We start from the raw sequence: 19,137 nt of genomic DNA on the forward strand, positions 1-19,137 counted from the left end.
AGCGGGACGGCGGTCGGCTGGGGCGGGGTCAGTCGGCGGTCCGGGCCGGTGGTTCGGCGGCGAAGCCCGCGTAGACCTCGGGCCGGGAACGGCGCAGCCACCGGGCGAGGACGAGGCCGATGACCAGGACGGCCGGGACGAGAGCCGCGAGGAAGGTGTTGACCGTCGTGGAGGCGCCGGTGAACTGGTCGAGGTGGCTGACGACCAGGGTGATGGCGCCGGTCAGGAGCGCCGCGGCGAGGACGGGGGCGACGACCGTGCGCAGGACGCCCTCGGTGTGGGTGACGCGCCGGAAGTAGAAGGGCACGGCGAGCGCGGCGAGCAGTTGCAGCAGCATCAGGGCGAGCATGCCCGGGGTGTTCACCCACAGCAGCAGCTGCATGTACGGGTCGGCGCCGGCCGCGGCGAAGGCGAGGACGACGAGGGCGCCGAGGACGGTCTGGGCGAGGCCCGCGACGTACGGGGAGCGGTGGCGCGGGTGGACGCGGGCCAGGGCCTTGGGGAGGATCCCCTCCTCCGCGAGGGCGAGGCCGTAGCGGTTGATGGCGTTGTGGAAGGCGAGCAGGGAGGCGAGGACGCTGGTGACGATGAGGACGCGCATCAGGTCGGCCGCCCACGGTCCGACGTAGGTGGTGATGGCGGAGAAGAAAAGGTCCGCGGGGTTGGCGCCGGCCGCCGCGATGACCTGGGCGTCGCCGAAGGCCTGGATCACGGTCCACACGATGAAGGCGTAGAACAGACCGAGGAAGCCGATGGCGAGGTAGGTGGCGCGGGGCACCGTGCGGGCCGGGTCGCGGGCCTCGCGGCGGTAGATGACCGTCGACTCGAAGCCGGTGAACGCGGCGAACGCGAAGGCCAGGACGGCCACCATGCCGGGCACCATGACGTTGTCGGGGGCGAAGGAGGCGAGGGAGAGGCCGTCGGCGCCGCCCTTGGTCAGTACTCCTCCGGCGAGCAGCACGAGGATGCCGGTCTCGGCGACGAGCAGGACGCCGAGGAGCTTGGCGCCGAAGTCGATGGACCGGTAGCCGGCCCAGCCGATGAGCAGCAGGCCCGCGAGGGAGACGGGCAGCCAGGGGATGTCGGCGCCGAACAGGGAACGGGCGGTGTCCCGGGTGGCGGTGCCGAGGAGGCCGTAGACGCCGATCTCCATGCTGTTGTAGCCGATGAGCGCGAGGAGCGCGGCGCCGATGCCGGCCGGGCGGCCGAGGCCTCGGGTGATGTACGCGTAGAAGGCGCCGGCGCTGCGGACGTGGCGGCTCATGGTGGTGAAGCCGACGGCGAAGACGGCGAGGGTGAGGCCGGCGAGCAGGTAGCCGACGGGGGCGCCGATGCCGCCCATCAGGAGGGCGAGCGGGGCGACGCCGGCCATCACCGTGAGCGGGGCGGCGGCGGAGACGACGAAGAAGGCGATGTCGGTGGTGCCGAGCGAGCCGGAGCGGAGGGACGGGGCCGGGGCGGCGGCGTTCTCCGCCGGGCCGGTGGCGGTCGCGTCAGGGGTGACAGTCATGAGGGGAAAACCCTTCTGGCTGCGGGCAGGGACGAGGGGACCGGGCCGTGCGGGATGACCGAGCCCGTAAACCTAAAGGCTTTCGGTTTTCGCAATGTAGCCTTCTCCTCGGACTACTGGGAAGACCCCGGAGGGGACGGACACCATGGGACGGCCGCGCACACCCCTGCTGGACAGGGAGCGCATCACCACCACCGCGCTGGAACTCCTCGACGCGCAGGGCGAGTTCAGCGTGCCGCAGATCGCGCGGCGGCTCGGGGTGCAGACCGGCTCGGTGTACCACCACGTGGAGGGCAGGGACGGCATCGTCGAACTGCTGCGCGAGCGGGTGGCGGAGGGCATCGACGTCACCGCCCTGGACCTGCACCCCTGGGACGAGGCCCTCGCCGCCTGGGCCCGCTCCTACCGCGCCGCCTTCGCGGCCCACCCCCGGGCCGTCCCGCTGCTGATGACCTCCCCGGTACGGGCCCCGCGCGTCCTCGAACAGTACGAGCGGGCCGTCACCCTGCTCCTCGACGCCGGCTTCCCCCTCCCCGACGTGATGCCGGTGCTGGTCGCCCTGGAGAACGTCGTCCTGGGCTCGGCCCTGGACCTCGCCGCTCCCGTGGCGATGTGGGAGATCACCGACGAGTCGGCGACCCCGCGCCTGGCGCAGGCCCTGGACGCGGTGGGCGACGGTCGCGCGGACGACGCCTTCGCACTCGCCCTCGACGGCTTCCTCGCGCACGCGCGGCGCAGGCTGGAGGCGTACGCGCGGGCGTAGCGGGACACGTGCGAACCGGGCCGCGTACGGAGTGCCGGACTGGGCCGCGTACAGAGTGCGGGACCGGGCGGCGTACGGGAAACTCCCGTGCGCCGGTTCGCACACCTCTGCGATCATCCCGGAATGGCGCAGAGTCCCGAATCGCTGGTCATCCGGCACACCCATCGCCTTCCCGTCCCCAAGGGGTCCGTCGGCGAAGGCACCGCCGCCGCGCGGCAGTTCGACGCCGCCCTCATGAACGTGGGCTTCAAGCTCTCGGCGGAGCTGCTGGAGCGGCTGTCCGGGCTGTCCGAGGCCGCTGTCCTGCACACCGCCAGGCGGACGCTGCGCATCGTGGGCGAGATGGTGGGCGACCACGTCCGGCACAACTCCTACTTCATCGACTTCCCGGCGAACGTGCCGGACACGGAAGAGTTCTGGACGCGGTGCGTGGCGCAGGCCCTCGGCGACGAGAAGTCGCGCGAGAACGTGCTGACGCAGCTGGCGAACGGGGTGCTGGACCTGCTCAGCCTCCCCACGTACGGCCGGTACCAGCACACCTACGAGGAGATGCTCGCGGCGCAGGACGAACTGATCGCCTCGGCGGGCGACCGGGTGACCGTCCTGCACCTCGGCCGGGACCTGGACGACGAACTCACCGACCTGTACCTGTCGCTGGCGGGCAGCACGACCCCGCTGGGCGAGGAGCACCTGCGCGACCTCAGGACGCTCGCCGGGCGGTGCGCGCTCGGCCCCCAGCCGGAGCGGATCCCGGTGCGGGAGAACCGGGCGGTCGTCAACGAGGCCCGGCTCGGCGTCGGCGCGGACCTCCTCCTCGACACCGTCACCGATGTGCTGCGGCTGGCCTGCGCGCTGTCGGGCGGCGACGTGACGCTCCAGGAGCCGACCCGGTTCCGGGCGCTGTCGCGGCCGGTCCGCCGAGGGCTGCTCGCGGGCCTCGACGCCGTGGTCGCGGCGAACCCCGCCAAGCTCTCCGATGTGCCCGCGCACCGGGAGCCCTTCAAGCGGCTCGGCGAGCGTCTCCACCCGCACGAGTACCCGCGCTGGCCGCACGCGGCCGACGTGTTCGCCGTCGCGCGGGGCGAGAAGGAGGCGCCGTCCTTCGGCGGCCGGGTCGAGAAGCTGCTCGACGGGTTCGACGTGCTCGGTGCCGTGAAGCTGCTGAAGTCCGCTCCCGGCAAGCTGTTCCGCGCCCTGGACCTCCTGCTGCGCATCGCCGCCGACCAGGCGGAGCGGGACGCGGTGGTGGCCGCCGCGGTGGAGGTCGCACCCGGCGTCTCCGGCCGGGTCGTGCTCTCGGTGCGCGAGCACTTCCACAACCGGGAGCGGGAGAGCGACGAACCCCGCATCTTCGTCAACCGCCGGGGCCGCGCCTGGGTGACCCCCGACCTCCGGCCGCCGGTGCCGGCGGCCGACCGCGACCGGCTGATCGCCGCCCTCGACGCCGAGCTGCGCCGCCGGCTCCCGGCGCCGTACCGGCTGCTGCTCGACCCCGACGTCCTCGACGTGGCGCTCCCGCTCAGCGGCCGGGCGACCGCGGCCGGGCTCGGTGTGCTGCCGCGGGGTTCGGTCTCGGCGGTCGAGGGCGAACAGCTGCGCTTCTTCGTGTACTGGAAGGAGACCGAGCACCGGACCGACTACGACCTGTCGGCGCTGCTTCTGCACCCCGACTACAGCACCGACTCCTGGCTCTCCTACACGTCCCTCACGGCGGTCGGGGGCGAGCACTCGGGAGATGTCACCGAGGCGCCCGACGGGGCGTCGGAATTCATCAACCTGTCCCTGGACCGGGTGCGCGGCCCGTTCATCGTTCCGCAGGTCAACATCTACTGCGGCGAGGGCTTCGAGGAGGTCGAGGAGTCGTTCTTCGGCTTCATGGTGCGTGACGGTGAGCAGAAGGGCCGGCCGTTCGAGCCGCGCACGGTCCGGACGAAGTCGGAGCTGCGCGGAGTGGGCCGGGTGGCACTGCCGCTGGTGTTCCGGCGCGGGGACGACGGCCGGTGGCACGCGAAGTGGCTGCATCTGTATCTGAAGGGCATCTCGGAGGCCAACCGGGTCGAGGAGAACCAGGTTTCGGTGTCCAAGGTGGTGCGCGCCCTCGTGGAGCGCGAGCAGCTGACGGTCGGGTACCTCATCGACCTGATGTCCCAGGACACCACGGTCATGGACCTGTGGGACGGCGAGCGGGTCCCGGACGAAGCCGTGACGTACATCGGTCTCGAACGCCCCGAGGGGCTGCACCCGGACTCCCGGGTCATCACCCTCGAAAATCTGCGCGACCTGATCCCGGGCTGAGTGCTAGCGTTGCGCACGGCGAGGCCATGAAGGGGCTTCCTTCTCCTTCACTTCACATGAATCAAGTCCTTTCGCTCTCCTCGCCCTCGACTTCGACCGGGAGGCGCCCGCGCGGCGCCTCCCGGTTCTCGTGTGCGCCGCCGGACCGTCGCCCGGAAAATCGGCGCGACCCGGTCCCGGGCCGACTGGTAGCGTTGCCGACGGCGAGGCCATGAGAGGGCTTCCTTCTCCTCCGCCGTGAAAACGGCTTAAACGCGACGAGTTCTCTCGCCCTCCTCGCCGTCGACGTCGCTCCGGGCGGCGCCCGCGCTCACCGCGCGAGCGCCGCCCGAGCCGTTTCCAGGGCCTGTTCCGCGTAGCCGCGGCCGAAGAGCACCGCGTGCACCAGCAGCGGGAAGAGCTGATGCAGTCCGACGCGGTCCTGCCAGCCGTCGGCGAGGGGCGCCGCCCGCTGGTAGCCGTCGAGGATGTGGCCCAGGTGGGGGCAGCCGAAGAGGGCGAGCATCGCCAGGTCGGTCTCCCGGTGACCGCCGTGGGCGGCCGGGTCGATGAGCCGGGCGTGGCCGTCGGCGCCCCACAGGACGTTGCCGTTCCAGAGGTCGCCATGGAGCCGGGCGGGCGGCTCGTCGGGGCCCGCGAGGTCGGGCAGCCGCACGCAGACGTCCTCGATCAGGGCGGCTTCGGCCGGGCGGACGGTGCCGTCGTCGACCGCGCGGCGCAGATACGGCAGTACGCGGTGCTCGGCGTACCAGGCCGGCCAGTCGGTGCCGGGGACGTTCCGCATGGGGGCGCGCCCGATGTACGCCTCGCTCGGGCCGCCGGGCGGTGGGGCGCCGAAGGAGGGCGCGCCAGCGGTGTGCAGGGCGGCCAGATCGGCGCCGAGGCGGACCGCCGCCGCGGCACTCGGTGCCCCCTGTTCCACCAGGTCGATGACCAGGCGGCGCCCGTCGTGGCCGTACACCGTCGGAACGCGGACCGTGCCCGCCTCGGCGAGCCAGCGCAGTCCGGCCGCCTCGGCCCGGGCCGCGCCGGGGCCGTCGCCCAGCTTGACGAGCACCAGGCGGCCGTCGTCGAGGGTGACCTCGGCGAGCGTCCCGGACAGACGGCGTTCACCGGTCGCCGAGCGGCCGGTGAGCCGCGCCGCCAGGGCACCGGGTGCCGTGCGATCGGCCACGGCGACCACCTCCCCATCTCATGTTCCCCGGCGTGCCACAGGATCCCGCAAGCTCCAGGTGTGGTGCCGGTGAAATCTCCTACCCATGTCTTGACATGCAAACGAAACGCTCCGTAGCTTGGCCGATCATTTAGATTCGTGAAGCGAGTTCACGGATATGAACAGCCGGGCGGACGGCCCGGAGGAACAACGGAGTGTGCCCATGGGCGTTCGCCGACGAAGTCGCCGCCTGGCCGCCATCATCACCGTCGCGGGGCTCGCGTTCGGGGCCGCGGCCTGCGGACCGGGGTCCGACAGCGCCGGGAGCGGTGACCCGAACACGCTGGAGGTCTGGACCCGGAGCAACCCGGACCCGGCCGCCACGTACGAGCGGGTGTTCGCCGCCTTCACGAAGAAGACCGGCATCAAGATCGACTACCAGCCGGTCATCAACTTCGACCAGCAGCTCCAGAGCCGGGCGTCCACCAAGGACCTCCCCGACGTGATGATCAACGACACGGCACTGATGGGCAGCTACCAGAGCCAGGGCCTGCTCGAGCCCGTCGATCCGGCCGCGATCGAGGGCCACGAGCAGATCACCGACAAGACCTGGGCCTCCACCGTGGGCATCGACGGCGAGCACTACGGCATCCCGTACTCCCGCCAGGCCCAGACCCTGATGATCCGCACGGACTGGCTGAAGAAGCTCGGGCTCCGGGCACCCACGACCTGGACGGAGATGATCGGCGTCGCGAAGGCCTTCGCCGACCGCGACCCGGACGGCGACGGCAAGAAGGACACCTACGGCATGGTCGTGCCGGGCAGCGCCCAGAACGGCTACGCCGCCTGGTGGGGCGCCAGCTTCCTCTGGTCCGGCGGCGCGAAGATCATCGAACCCGAGGGCCGGGGCTACCGCCCCGCCATGGACTCGGCCGCCGCCGTGCGCACCGTCACCTGGATGAAGGACAACCTCTTCTGCGGTGACAACGGTGTCATCCAGCCCGGCGCCATCAGCGCCGTCACCGGCACCGCCACCAACTTCCAGGACGGCAACGCCGGGATGTACCTCACCGGCCCCTACAACATCGCCACCTACGACGCGACGCCCGGCAAGGACACGTACGAGGTCGTCCCCTTCCCCGCGGGCCCGGCCGGGTCCACCGTGCTGGCCGACGGCGAGAACGTCTACTTCGGCGCCAGGACCGGCAAGACCGGGCAGGAACAGGCCCTCGCCGCCTTCCTGATCTCCCCCGAGGGCCAGAAGCTCGCCATGACGGGCGAGAACCAGCCCGTGGTCCGCATCCCCGTCAACGCAACGCTCGACGCGGCCCGGGTGCGGGACGACCCGCGCTGGAGCGTGGTGCAGAAGGCGTACGAGGACGCCTCCGAGCAGTTCCCCAACGCACCCGACTTCGCGCCGATCAAGCAGGACACCGCCGACGCCCTCAACGCGGTCTTCACGTACTGCGGCAGTGACGTCGGCTCCAGTCTCAAGGAACTCAACGACACCCTCGCCGGTGACCTCAAGGACCAGGACCTGTTGAAATGACCGCGACCACCGCGACCACCCTCGCGCCGGACCGGCGCGGAGCGCACGCCAGGCGGGCCCTCTCCAAAAAGGCCGTCCTCCCCTGGCTGTTCCTGGCCCCCGGTCTGCTGCTCGCCCTCGTCTTCAAGTTCCTGCCGATGGGCAAGGGCATCTGGCTCAGCTTCTTCGACGTACGGCCGTTCCTCGGCGACCAGTGGGTCGGCCTCGACAACTACACCCGGGTCCTGACCGACCACCGCTTCCAGGACGCGGTCGGCCACACCCTCCTACTCGGCGTCGGGCAGTCGCTCGGCGCGATCGTCGTCGGCTTCCTCCTGGCCCTGCTCCTCGAAGGCCAGGCCCGCTCGCTGAAGATCATCCGGGCGGCCGTCTTCCTGCCGGTCGTCACCGCGACCGCCGTGGTCGGTGAGCTGTGGCGGCTGATGTACTACCCGACCTCCGACGGCCTCGTGAACGGCGCCCTCGGGCTCCTCGGCCTCGGCCCGACACCGTTCCTCGACAACCCGGACACCGCGCTCTGGGCGACGATGGTCATGGGCATCTGGATGACCGCCCCCTACAACATGGTGATCATCCTCGCCGGACTCGCGGGCGTGGACCGCACGTTGTACGAGGCGGCCGCGATGGACGGCGTCTCGCTGTGGCAGCGGCTGCGGTACGTGACCCTGCCGGCGATCCGCCCCGCCATCGGGATCGTCCTCACCCTGGCCGCCATCCGTGGTCTGCGCGTCTTCACCGAGGTGTACGTCCTCACCGGCGGCGGTCCCGCCGGGTCCACCGAGGTGTGGATGACCCGCGCCTACACCCTCGGCTTCACCCGCAACGACATCGGCGGCGCGTCGGCGGCCTCCGTCGTCCTGCTCGCGGTGACGCTGCTGCTCACCGTCTCCGTCAACCACTTCCGCACGAAGGGAGACGTGCGATGAGCGCACCCGCCCTCGACCCCGTCCGGACGCCGTCGTCCGACGAGGCCGTCACGTCGTCCGGGAGAACCGGCAAGCAGGCCCGGACGACTCCTGCCCGCTTCGACACCGCGCTCGGCTGGAACGACCGGCCCGGTGTCTCCTGGGCCCTGCGGATCCTGCTGTGCGCGACAGCGCTCGGCATCTTCGCCGTGCCCTTCCTGACCATCGTCTCCGGCGCCCTCACCACCCACCCCAGCGGCTCGTCGCTGACCTTCCTCCCCCACGACAGCACGCTGCTCAACTTCCGGGTGGCCGGGGAGCGCGGCATCTGGGACTACTTCACCAACTCGCTCGTCATAGCGGGCGGCGGACTGCTCCTGCAGCTCGTGGTGTGCGTGCTCGCCGCGTACGCGCTGGCCCGGCACCGGTTCCGCGGCCAGGCGATCGTCATGACGCTGTTCATGCTGACGATGATGCTCCCCGAGGAGGTCATCGCCATCCCGCTGTCCCTGGTCCTCGGGCATGTCCCGGTGGTCGGCATCGACCTGAAGGGCACCGTCTGGGGCGTCATCCTGCCGCTCGGTGCCTGGGGTTTCTCGGTGATGCTGCTGACCGAGTTCATGAAGGACATCCCCGGCGAGATCGAGGAGGCCGCCCGTCTCGACGGCGTCGGCGAGCTGCGGATGCTGTGGCAGGTCGTCCTGCCGCTGTGCAAGCCCGCGCTCGGCGTGGCCGGGGTCCTCGGCTTCATCATGATCTGGGACCAGTACCTGCTGCCGCTGATCGCCGCGAAGGACCCGACCGACTACACGGTCACCGTGGCCCTCTCCATCCTGCGCACCGACCCCGAGGTCGGCTCGGGCGTCGTCCTCGCCGGCGCGGTCATCGCCCTGGTGCCCAGCCTCGTCGTCTACCTGCTCCTCCAGCGCTCACTGGTCACCGGCATCGCCGCCGGGGCCACCAAGGGCTGAGCCAACCCCCCACGTTTGAGGGAGACATGAAGTTCCAAGGAGTGCTGTTCTTTCCGGTCACGCCGTTCGCCTCGGACGGTTCGCTGGACGAGGAACGGCTCGCACAGCACATCGAGGCCGGGGTCGCGGCCGGTGCCGGGGGCGTGTTCGTCGCCTGCGGCACCGGTGAGTTCCACGCGCTGACGTCCGAGGAGATCGAGCGGGCCGCACGGGTCGCCGTGGCGACGACGGCCGGGCGGGTCCCCGTCCTGGCCGCCGCCGGGGGCCCGCCCCCGGTCGCCCGCGACCAGGCCGCCCGGCTCGAACGCGCCGGTGCCGACGGCATCCTGCTGCTGCCGCCGTACCTGGTGAGCGCGCCACAACAGGGCCTGGTGCGCTACGTCGCGGAGGTCACGGCGGCCACCGGCCTGCCAGTGATCTTCTACCAGCGCGGCACCGCCCGCCTCACCGCGGACACCGCCGCCGAGATCGCCGCCCTGCCCCGCGTAGTCGGCCTCAAGGACGGCATCGGGGACATCGAGCGGATGCACCGCATCGTCCGCGCGGTACGGGCCGTGCCGGGCACGGAGGGCTTCCAGTTCTTCAACAGCCTGCCCACCGCCGAGATGACCGCGCCCGCCTACCAGGGCATCGGCGTCGGCCTGTACTCCTCCGCGGTGTTCGCCTTCGCCCCCGAGATCGCCCTCGCCTTCCACCGGGCGCTCGCCGAGGGCGACGAGACGCTGGTCGCCACGCTCCTCGACGAGTTCTACGGCCCGCTGGTCGAACTGCGCGACGAGGTTCCCGGATACGCCGTGGCGCTGGTCAAGGCCGGGGTGACCCTGCGCGGCCTGGATGTCGGCGGCGTACGGGCGCCGCTGATCGATCCGGCCCCGGAGCACCTCGCCCGGCTGGCGAAGCTGATCGACCACGGACTGGAGGTGGTGGGCGCGTGACGCCGAAACAGCCGGGCCGTCCGCCCGCTGGCAACCCCCACGGCCCCGACCTTCACGGCCTCAAGGGGATGGGCACATGACCGGCACACCGGGGACCCGGATCCGGGAGCTGATCGTCACCCCGATCGCCTTCCGCGACCCGCCGCTGCTCAACTCGGGCGGCGTCCACGAGCCGCTCGCGCTGCGGACGATCCTCCAACTCGTCCTGGAGGACGGCACGGTGGGGCTCGGCGAGTCCACGGGCGGCACCGTCCGCCTGGAACGGCTCGACGCCGCCGCGAAGGCGGTCGTCGGCCTGGACGTCTTCGACACGACCGCCGTCGCGGCCGCGATCGACGCCGCCCTGCTGCCGACCGTGCCCAGTTCCCACGAGCGCGGCTGGACCACCTCGGCGGTCGAGGTGGCCTGCCTCGACGCACAGGGCAAGCTGCTCGGCCGCCCGGTCAGTGATCTGCTCGGCGGCCGGGTCCGCGACTCCGTGCCCTTCGCCGCGTACCTCTTCTACAAATGGGCCGAACACCCCGCCCTCGACGGCCGCCCGGCGGTCGGGGACGACTGGGGCGAGGCCCTGGACCCGGCCGGTGTCGTCGAGCAGGCCCGGCTGATGCGACAGCGGTACGGCTTCCGCTCGTTCAAGCTCAAGGGAGGTGTCTTCGCGCCGGACGAGGAGATCGCCGCGATCGAGGCGCTCGCCGAGGCGTTCCCCGGGCAACCGCTCCGGCTGGACCCCAACACGGCCTGGACCGTGGAGACCTCGACGTACGTCGCCCGCCGGCTGGACGGCGTACTGGAGTACCTGGAGGACCCGACCGCGACCATCCCCGGTATGGCGGAGGTGGCGAAGGAGTCGCCGATGCCGCTCGCCACCAACATGTGCGTGGTCGCCTGGGAGCACCTGAAGCCGGCCGTCGAGCGGAACGCGATCCAGGTGCTGCTCACCGACCACCACTACTGGGGTGGTCTGCGCCGCACCCGTGAACTGGCCGCCGTCTGCGAGGCGTTCGGGCTCGCCCTGTCCATGCACTCCAACTCGCACCTGGGCATCAGCCTGGCCGCGATGACCCATGTCGCGGCGGCCATCCCCAACCTCGACCACTCCTGCGACACGCACTACCCGTGGAACTCGGCGGACGACGTGATCGTCCCCGGCGTGCTGGAGTTCCGGGACGGGGAGGTCGCGGTGCCCACCGGGCCCGGGCTGGGCGTGGAGCTGGACCACGACGCCCTCGACCGGCTGCACCGGCGCTACGTCGACTCCGGCATGCGCTCCCGGGACGACACCGGGTACATGCGCCGGATCCAGCCGGGGTACGAGCCGAGACTGCCGCGCTGGTGAATCACCGCTGATCAGGGGCCGCCTTCGGGCGGCCCCTCTTTCGCGCGGCGGCGCCATACGCCGTCCGCCCTTCTGCCCTCCTTCTGTTCTTCTGCCCTCCTTCTGCTCCGCGCCCCGTACGTCCACGCACCTCCGCTCACCGATCGGGAGGGAATGTGACCGCCCCCGTAAGCTCCTCCGAAAGCGCACCGGAGCCCGCCGACGAACGGCAGTTCACCAGCCTCAGTACCCGGGCCGCGCGGCAGCTCGCGACGACCACCACAAGTCCGAACCGCACGTGCAGGCCATCACCTCCCGGTGGCTGCTCAGGACGCTGCCGTGGGTGGACGTCAAGGGCGGCACCTACCGAGTCAACCGCCGTCTCCAGCTGCGCATCGGCCGGGGCCGGGTGCAGTTCGACCAGAACGGCGCCGACGACGTCAGGGTCATCCCGGAGACGCTCACCGAACTCCTCGCGCTGCGCGGCTACTTGGACGTCGCGGCCCTGCGGGAGATCTCCTCCCGGTTCCGGGTGCGGGAGGTACGCGCCGGCCAGGTGCTGGTGGACGCAGGACAGCCGGTGACCGAGGCGTATCTCGTGGTACACGGCCGGTTCACGCGGTACACCATCGGCAAGTACGGCGAGGAGGAGGTCCTCGGCGTCATCAGTGACGGTGACGGTCTGGGCGACGAGGCCATCGGCCACGCCGACCCGCTGTGGCTCAGCTCGGTGCGGGCCGACACCGCGGGTGTGGTGCTGGCGCTCAACTGGGACGTGCTGATGGCGTTCGTGGAGCGCACACCGTCCCTGGCGGCCCAGTTCGACGCGTTCACCGAGCAGCAGCGCAAGCCCGTGAACCGCAAGGGCGAGGCCGACGTGCCCCTGGAGGCCGGGCACGTGGGCGAGTTGACACTGCCGGGCGGCTTCGTCGACTACGACCTCGCGCCGCGTGAGTACGAACTCTCCCTCACCCAGACGGTGTTTCCAGTACCTGCTGATCGCCGCGGACCGGGTCTGACAGAGGGGGCGGCGGGCCCGCACGGTCGGCGGCTCCGGCATCCCCTCCGCCTGCCGCGCGTGTTGGCCGGGCCCGGAATTGCCACCGCGGGGTTCCGGGCGCAGGCTGGAACGAGGAGGGGTGGCGGACAGTGGGCGCCGGAAGAAGGGCGCGGGGTCATGCCCTCTCTCAAACATCTCGTCCGGGAGACCGGCCGCGTCGCGTGGTCGTGGCCACCGACGGGGGCGCGCCGGGGGCGGCGGATCGCCCGGCTCCTCAGGGCCGCGCTCAGTGCCAGCGCGTTCTTCCTGCCGCTCGCCGCCGCGCTGGCCGTGCTCGCCGTGACGGGCGTGGTCGACGAATTCTCCGGGAAGTGGTCCGTGGCGGGGTGGGTCGCGCTCGTCGTGGCAGTGGTCCTGGTCCTGCTGACGGTCAGCCGACGCGGTTCGCGGCCCGTGCGGATCCTCTCGTTCAAGAACCTGGTCGCCGGCGACGACGTCGGCGAGCTGGACAAGGTCGCGGCGGGCTTCGCCGATTTGCTGCACAGCGAGATCGAGCGGATCTCGGAGCTGGTCAGACAGGAGCCGTTCATCACGCCCGCCGATGTGCTCAACCCGGCCGGGGAGCGGGGCGAGATGGTGCTGCGGTCGTCCGCGCGGGTGCCGTTCAAGTCCGGCGTCGCGGCGACCGGGCTGCACGGCGACATCAAGGAGACAGAGCTCGGCACGGTCGCCCTGGGCCCGCTCCAGCTCCAGGTCGGCACCCTGCTCACCCTCGTGGAGCGCGCGTTCGGCCGCACCCTTCAGGGTTCGCTGGTGGAGGCGGACGGGGTCCTGCGGGTCGTCGCCTCACAGTCCGGCCACGGCGGACGCACCTGGTCCGCGCAGACCGACATCGCCGGCGCCGACGTCCGCCGGGCCAGCGCCTCGCTCGCCCGGGAGGTGGCCCACCGCATCGAACTGGAGCGGCCCGGGGCCGCCGAGTCCGGTGCCGACGTCGACAGTTTCCAGCGTCTGGTGGACGGTCTGGAGAGCTATCAGCGGTTCCAGCGGGAAGGCCTGCTGCACCATCTCGACGCGGCGGAGGAGCACTTCCGCGCGGCTCTCTCGCACAGCCCCGGCTACGCGGCCGCGTACCACAACCTCGGACTCGTCTACCGCGAGCAGCGCCGCATCCGCACCGACATCGGGCTCCGGGCGTCGGCCGTGGTGCGCAGCGCGGCCACGCTGATGTGGCAGAAGGCGGTCGCCCTCGACCCGACCCTCGCCCCCGCCCGTATCCAACTGGCCAGAGCCGCCCTCGAACAGGCCGAGCATCCGGACGTCGACGCCCCGAAACGGGCCGAACTCCTTGACCAGGCGGCCCAGTCGGCCCACAGCGCGCTGCGCCAGTCCGTCGGCGGCCATCCCATGGACGGCGCGCTTGCCTCGTACTGGCTCGGGGTGGCACTGCTACGGCAGGAGGCCGAACTGCAACGGAAGACGGGGCCGGGTCAGGAGGCCGCGGAGGCACGGGCGGACGGCAAGGTCCGTGAAGCTCTCCGCCTCTTCCATCGCACCGAGCAGGATCTGATCGACGAACGGGCCCGCCGACTGGTCGAGGACGGTGACGAGACCGCGGTACAGCCGTTGACCGAGCGGATCGCCCATGTGATCGCGATGCGCTCCGAATGCTGGTTCCGGCTGGCCCGGGGCGCGGACGACGGGCCGGGGCGCCGCGCCCGCAAAAGGGCGGACCGGTACCTTCGTACAGCCATCCGCTGGGCCCCCGACATGGCCGAACTGCACGCGCTGCGGGGCCGCATGCTGCAGAAGCACAACAGCGAGGGCGCGCTCTTCGCGTGTCTGGAGGCGATCCAGCGGGACCCGCAGAACCATCATGTGGCGGTCCGGGACGTCGGCCTGTTCGCGGCCGGCTCCCCGGACGTCGACGGCACGCACGAGCTGGCCACCGCCCTGTTCACCGTCGCCGCGCACCAACACCCCGACGACGCCGAGGCCTGGCTCCTGCTCGCCGTCAACCAGATGTTCTGGCGGGAGAACCGGACCGCCGCCCGGGCCCTCGCGGGCATGGCGCTGGCCCTTGAGCCCGGCCGGGAGGACGTACGGCGGATCGTGAACGCGTACTGGCCTTCGCCCGACGGCGCGGACGGCGCGGACCGGAAGCCCTTCATCCTGGATTGGGCGCGGGCCTGGGCCCATGCCCGGGAGGCGGAGCAGCACTTCGACGAGGTGGGTCTGCGGGAGGCGCTGGCCGAGATCGAGTCGCTGCGGTGCGCACCGGGGGCGTCGGTGCCCGAAGTCTCGCTGGCCGCACGGGAGATCGGGCTGCTGCACGGCTCGCTCGCCGGACTGATCCGGCCCTCCGACCGACAGCGTCACCACTGGGCGACGGCGGTCGAGGAGCTGACCCGGGCGGTCACCGAAGGTCTGCCCGCCGGACTGGAGACGCCGCCGCAGTGGCACGTCGAACTGGGTGACGCGCACGCGGCCCTCGGTGACTCCCTGTCCGACGCGGAACACCGGCAGTTCGCCGCGGGGAGCTACCGGGAGGCCGTCGGGCAGTACGACATCGTCCTCGACCGGCCGCCGAAGACCGTCTGCCCCCGCTACCGCTCGGGGCGCCGGGGGCAGGAGAGGCTGACGGAACTGTCCGCCGAGCCGCCGGACCTGCCCACGCGGGCCCGGGCCCTGGCGGGGCGCGCGGCGGTGTACGTCCGGCAGGGGCGGACGAGCGACGCCGTGCGGGACTGCCGGGACGCGTTGAAGCTGGCGCCCCTGTACGCGTATCCCCGCTTCACCCTGGCGCGGCTGTACCGCGACCACCGGGCCCAGTACGACCTCGCCGAGCAGACGCTGCTGCGGTTGATCGAGCTCCTTCCGGCCGGGGAGCAACGGGATCTGGCCCGTCTCGAACTGGCCGTCACCCATCGCGGGCAGGCGGAGACCTCGCAGGGTGACGAACGCGCGGAACTCCTGGAGCGGGCGCGGGAGGAGTTGGTCGACGCCACGCGGGAGGCGTCGCTGAGCGCGGACCTGGACGCCCGGATGCACGAGGAGCTGGCCAACGTCCTCGATCTGCTGGGGCGTTGCGACGACGCGATCGTCGCGCTGCGCTCGATCGGCGGAACGGCCCGGCAGTCGGGCGCCGGCCGGCACCACGAGTGGATCGCGCATCTGATCGCCGGGCGTGAGCAGCCGTGGGAGGTGGAGCAGGAGCTCATCGAGGCCCAGGACGCCTGCGCGGCCCGGCTGACCGCGTTCCGCGGCACGGACGAGGAGCCTCCGCTGCGGGCCGCATTGGTCATTCTCACCGCGCGGCTCGCCATGTTCTACGCCGAGCAGGGGATCCGGCTCGACGAGGCGCGCCTGTTGGCGGAGGGGGCGCTGAAGAGTGCGCGCCGGGTGCTGGAGCCGACCCGGATGGCCGTGTGCGAGGACGCGTGCGGCTGGGTCGCCTTCCGGCAGGGGCGCCTCGACGAAGCGGTCGAGCTCCTGCAGGACGCCGTCGAACACTCCGGGGGCCATGCCCAGGAGTGGGCCCACCTCGCCCAGGCCCTCGAAGCCCGCGACGATCCCGAAGGCGTCGACCACGCCCGCGACATCTGGCAGCAGATCGCCGAACAGTTCCCGCACAGCGGCACGGCCGAACAGGCCCGACGCCACCTCGACCTCCTGGCGACCGGCTGAGCGACCGAACCGGGCCGACTTCCGCGGGGAATGGCGGGCCGCATCACGACCTCGTCGAACTCGGCGCCCCTGCGGCCGAGGTGGTGGAGGGCGTCACGGCTCCGATGTCTCGGATTCGAGCGAGGCGCGCGTCGCCTCGCCGTAGACGCCCGACTCGTCGTCGAGGAGGACACGGGTCAGCTGGTAGCCGCGGACCGCGCTCTGGACCTCGCGGTCGTAGTCGCCGTCGGCGTCGGCGTTGTAGTAGCCGATCTGGGTCAGACGGAGCTGGAGTTCGGTGACCTCCGCCCCCTGGTCGCCGAGGCCGAGGACGGGGGGCCGGCCGTCGGACCGGGTCGGCGCGGGGGCCGCCGTGGCGGTGGCGTCGCTGTTGGACGGGGTCCTGGTCGGGGTGCCGGAGCGGGTGGGGGTGGCCCCGCTCTCGGTCGGGGTCGCCTCCGGCGAGGCGGACGTCGTCCGGGACGGGGATGCCGTGGAGGCCGTGCGGGACGGGGTCGCCGGCGATGACGACGCCTCCGCGCCGGCCGCCGCCTCCGGGAGTCCCGCCCTGACGTCGTCGGGGCCCGAGCCGTCCCGCGAGGGAGCGTCGTACGAGAAGAGTCCGCCGATGATCCCTCCCGTCACCAGGACGGCCGCGGCGGCGATCCCCGCCCCCGTGGCCAACGCCGCTCGGCGCCGTCGCCGACCGCCCCGGGCACCGTCGTCCGGAGGCTGTTCGTCGAGGGGAGGGTGTTCGTCGAGGAGAGGCCGTGCGTCGAGGGGAGGCTCTTCGCCGAAGGGAGCCGATGCGTCGAAGGGAGCGGCCGGCGCGTGGTGCGGCTCGGTGAGGGCCGCCGTCGGTGCGTCGTCGTCATCCGAGGTGCTGGGCCGTGGTTCGTCCATGGGGGCCTTGGCGGCGGCGTCGACCGGCTCGTTTTCGTCGCCGACCTTCACGAACGGCCGTATGCGTACCGGGTCGAAGTCCTCCGCGGCCTCCGCCTGCGCCGCACGTGTGTCCCGATGAGCCTCCGACGCGAGGCGGCCGCAGGAACAGGCCGGAGTGCCGTCCGTCGCCCGGGGTGTACCGCACTGCGGGCAGACAGGGGCTGTCGGTTCACTCACGCGTGGTCTCTCTTCGAGCGGATTCCAGAGTTCAAACAGATCTTCTGCACAGAATCCCCAAGACTTGCTTGAATCTCAAACCTTTCCCGGCCAAGTTCCGTCCGGAGAAGACCGGTTGCCGCTCATGATGTCTTCATGCGCCGGGGCTGGTGCGCGACCCGGCACCGGGTGTGTCATGCCTCTGACATCAACCCGGTGTGCCGGAGTGGAAGGAACCCCGTGAGCCTGTCCCGTCCCCATCCCCGTCCCCGTTCGCGCCCTCGCGCCCATGCCCGTGCTCGCGCCCGCGCGCTGGGCGCGGTCGCCGCGCTCGCCCTGGGCGCGCCCGTCGCGCTCTCCGGCCCCGCAGCCGCGGCGGTCCCGACGTACTCGGTGTATCTGCAGAACTCCGTCACCGGGCTCAACGCGGCGGACAGCGGCGGTACGGTCGCCGCGCACAATCCCAAGGGCAACGAGGACCATCAGCAGTGGACGCCGGTCGCCGTCGGCGGCGGCCACCAGCTGCGGAACGCCGACGGGTCGGGGATCTGCCTCGGGCGCAGTGGCACGTCGGCGGTGACCACGACCTGCGGCGAGGACGGCACCACCTGGACGATCACCGAGGCCGCGAACAGCACGTACACGATCGGCGTTCCCGGGACCTCGCAGTATCTGACGGGCGCCTCCGCCGACTCCTCCCTCGTCCAGATCGGGTCGAGCGGCGACCAGGCCCGCTGGTACCTCACGCCGGCCACCTACGCCACGTCGGCCATGCCGTCCACCGACACCCGCACCCTCGACCAGGTCTCGTTCCTCACCTCGCACAACGCCTACGCCAACGGCGTCGACGGTAACTTCGCCTCGTTCCCCGTGAGCCTCTTCCCCAACCAGTCGCGGGGGGTGAGCCGACAACTCACCGACGGCGTACGGGGGTTCATGCTCGACACATACACCGTGTCGGGGCAGGCGATGCTCTGTCACAACAGCTGCGACGGGGTCGGCAGCCCGGTTCCGCTCGCCACCGGCCTCCAGCGCATGGTCGACTTCCTCAAGGCCAACCCGGGTCAGGTCGTCACCGTCTTCCTGGAGGACTACACCTCGTCCGACGTACTCAAGTCGTCGCTGGCCTCCGTGAGCGGTCTGTCCGACGTGCTGTACCGGCCGGACCAGGACGGTGTGGCGACGAGCGGCTGGCCGACGATGGCCGATCTCGCCGCCCGGGGCAAGCAGTTGCTGATCTTCAGCGACCGCACACGGGCGAGCGACGTCTCCGCCGGCCAGACCACCCGGAACACCTTCGGTGTGATGTACCAGCGCGAGTGGACCGTGGAGAACTACTGGTCGATGGGCGGCGGGCTCGGCGGCTCCGACTGGTCCTGCTACAGCCGTTGGGGCACGAGCAGACCGCTCACCGCGGACTCGTCCGCCTTCCATCCGCTGTTCGTGATGAACCACTTCCGCGACTACACGATCAGCGGCACGGCCGAGACGGACAACGCCAAGCTGCTCAACCGCGCGCAGAACTTCTGCACCCCGGCCGCGCGCAAGAAGCCCAACTACCTCGCCGTGGACCGCTACGAGCTGGGCTCGCCGTCACCGCTCACCACCGTGGGGAACCTCAACACGTACGTCCTCACGGCCGGCCAGTAGCCGTCGCCGCGACAGGCGGCCGGCCGTCGGCCGTCGCCGTGCCAGCCGCTCGCCCATCCTGCGGGGCGCCGTGCGCATGCCCCGCAGGACGGGCAGCTGGTTCCGGGACAGCTTCGCCCGCTCGCCGCCGCCCGCGATCAGGGCGTTGACCGACGCCATCGGGTCGGCGCCGGCCGACCGGGCCACCAACGCGCCGATCACCAACGGCAGCAGCACCACCGCGAGGGCCGAACCGGTGGCGGTGGCCGTGGCGGTGACGTTCCGGAGGGGCCTCGGGCGCGAGGTGTTCGTGTCCATGACGACAGTGCACCAGCGGCCGGGGGT

At 71.8% G+C, this 19,137-nt stretch carries 12 protein-coding genes and 1 pseudogene; 9 read left to right on the forward strand and 4 right to left on the reverse strand.

Annotated elements, in window-relative coordinates; translation table 11 throughout:
• Positions 1–28 precede the first annotated feature (28 nt).
• On the reverse strand, positions 29–1,510 hold the full coding sequence (locus OG202_RS05770; protein WP_328222399.1) for an APC family permease: 1,482 nt from the start codon (positions 1,508–1,510) through the stop codon (positions 29–31).
• Between the two features lie 145 nt (positions 1,511–1,655).
• Between OG202_RS05770 and OG202_RS05775 the strand changes: the two genes are divergently transcribed.
• Both OG202_RS05775 and OG202_RS05780 read left to right on the forward strand, forming a co-directional pair.
• A complete protein-coding gene (locus tag OG202_RS05775) occupies positions 1,656–2,273 on the forward strand; it encodes a TetR/AcrR family transcriptional regulator C-terminal domain-containing protein (RefSeq protein WP_326584836.1) in 618 nt (205 codons plus the stop codon).
• A gap of 123 nt (positions 2,274–2,396) precedes the next feature.
• Entirely contained in the window at positions 2,397–4,568 is a 2,172-nt protein-coding gene (locus tag OG202_RS05780) for a hypothetical protein (RefSeq protein ID WP_328222401.1), read from the forward strand.
• A 310-nt stretch (positions 4,569–4,878) separates the two neighbouring features.
• Here OG202_RS05780 and OG202_RS05785 read toward each other — a convergent pair whose 3' ends face one another.
• Positions 4,879–5,742 carry a fructosamine kinase family protein gene (locus tag OG202_RS05785; protein ID WP_326584834.1) on the reverse strand — a complete coding sequence of 288 codons (864 nt, stop codon included), beginning with the start codon at positions 5,740–5,742 and terminating at the stop codon, positions 4,879–4,881.
• 202 nt (positions 5,743–5,944) lie between these two features.
• Here OG202_RS05785 and OG202_RS05790 point away from each other — a divergent pair, with 202 nt between their 5' ends.
• From OG202_RS05790 to OG202_RS05815, 6 genes and pseudogenes are all read left to right on the forward strand, one after another.
• Positions 5,945–7,270 carry a sugar ABC transporter substrate-binding protein gene (locus OG202_RS05790; protein ID WP_327731095.1) on the forward strand — a complete coding sequence of 442 codons (1,326 nt, stop codon included), beginning with the start codon at positions 5,945–5,947 and terminating at the stop codon, positions 7,268–7,270.
• Complete coding sequence (locus tag OG202_RS05795; protein ID WP_328222403.1) at positions 7,267–8,196, forward strand: carbohydrate ABC transporter permease; 930 nt, start codon at positions 7,267–7,269, stop codon at positions 8,194–8,196. The genes OG202_RS05790 and OG202_RS05795 overlap by 4 nt, the downstream gene beginning before the upstream one ends.
• Entirely contained in the window at positions 8,193–9,146 is a 954-nt protein-coding gene (locus tag OG202_RS05800; protein ID WP_326584831.1) for a carbohydrate ABC transporter permease, read from the forward strand. The genes OG202_RS05795 and OG202_RS05800 overlap by 4 nt, the downstream gene beginning before the upstream one ends.
• Before the next feature lie 26 nt (positions 9,147–9,172).
• Positions 9,173–10,081 (forward strand): 5-dehydro-4-deoxyglucarate dehydratase, encoded by a 909-nt coding sequence (locus OG202_RS05805; protein WP_328222405.1) that lies wholly within the window; start codon positions 9,173–9,175, stop codon positions 10,079–10,081.
• Positions 10,082–10,157: 76 nt separating this feature from the next.
• Positions 10,158–11,417: an enolase C-terminal domain-like protein gene (locus tag OG202_RS05810; RefSeq protein WP_327731092.1), complete on the forward strand. Its 1,260-nt coding sequence runs from the start codon at positions 10,158–10,160 to the stop codon at positions 11,415–11,417.
• A 155-nt stretch (positions 11,418–11,572) separates the two neighbouring features.
• A pseudogene (locus OG202_RS05815) lies at positions 11,573–12,387 on the forward strand (cyclic nucleotide-binding domain-containing protein); the annotation flags it as partial.
• A gap of 3,789 nt (positions 12,388–16,176) precedes the next feature.
• On the opposite strand, the gene OG202_RS05820 reads toward OG202_RS05815, so the two are convergent.
• Complete coding sequence (locus OG202_RS05820) at positions 16,177–17,184, reverse strand: peptidoglycan-binding domain-containing protein (protein WP_327731091.1); 1,008 nt, start codon at positions 17,182–17,184, stop codon at positions 16,177–16,179.
• Between the two features lie 219 nt (positions 17,185–17,403).
• Between OG202_RS05820 and OG202_RS05825 the strand changes: the two genes are divergently transcribed.
• Positions 17,404–18,813, forward strand: a complete 1,410-nt coding sequence (locus OG202_RS05825) for an RICIN domain-containing protein (protein ID WP_328222407.1) — start codon at positions 17,404–17,406, stop codon at positions 18,811–18,813.
• On the opposite strand, the gene OG202_RS05830 is transcribed toward OG202_RS05825, so the two are convergent.
• Positions 18,757–19,110, reverse strand: a complete 354-nt coding sequence (locus OG202_RS05830) for a hypothetical protein (RefSeq protein WP_326584825.1) — start codon at positions 19,108–19,110, stop codon at positions 18,757–18,759. The two genes, OG202_RS05825 and OG202_RS05830, sit on opposite strands and share 57 nt — an antisense overlap.
• Positions 19,111–19,137: the final 27 nt, after the last annotated feature.

Source organism: Streptomyces sp. NBC_00310 (genome assembly GCF_036208085.1).
In the GTDB taxonomy this organism is placed as follows: Bacteria; Actinomycetota; Actinomycetes; order Streptomycetales; family Streptomycetaceae; genus Streptomyces.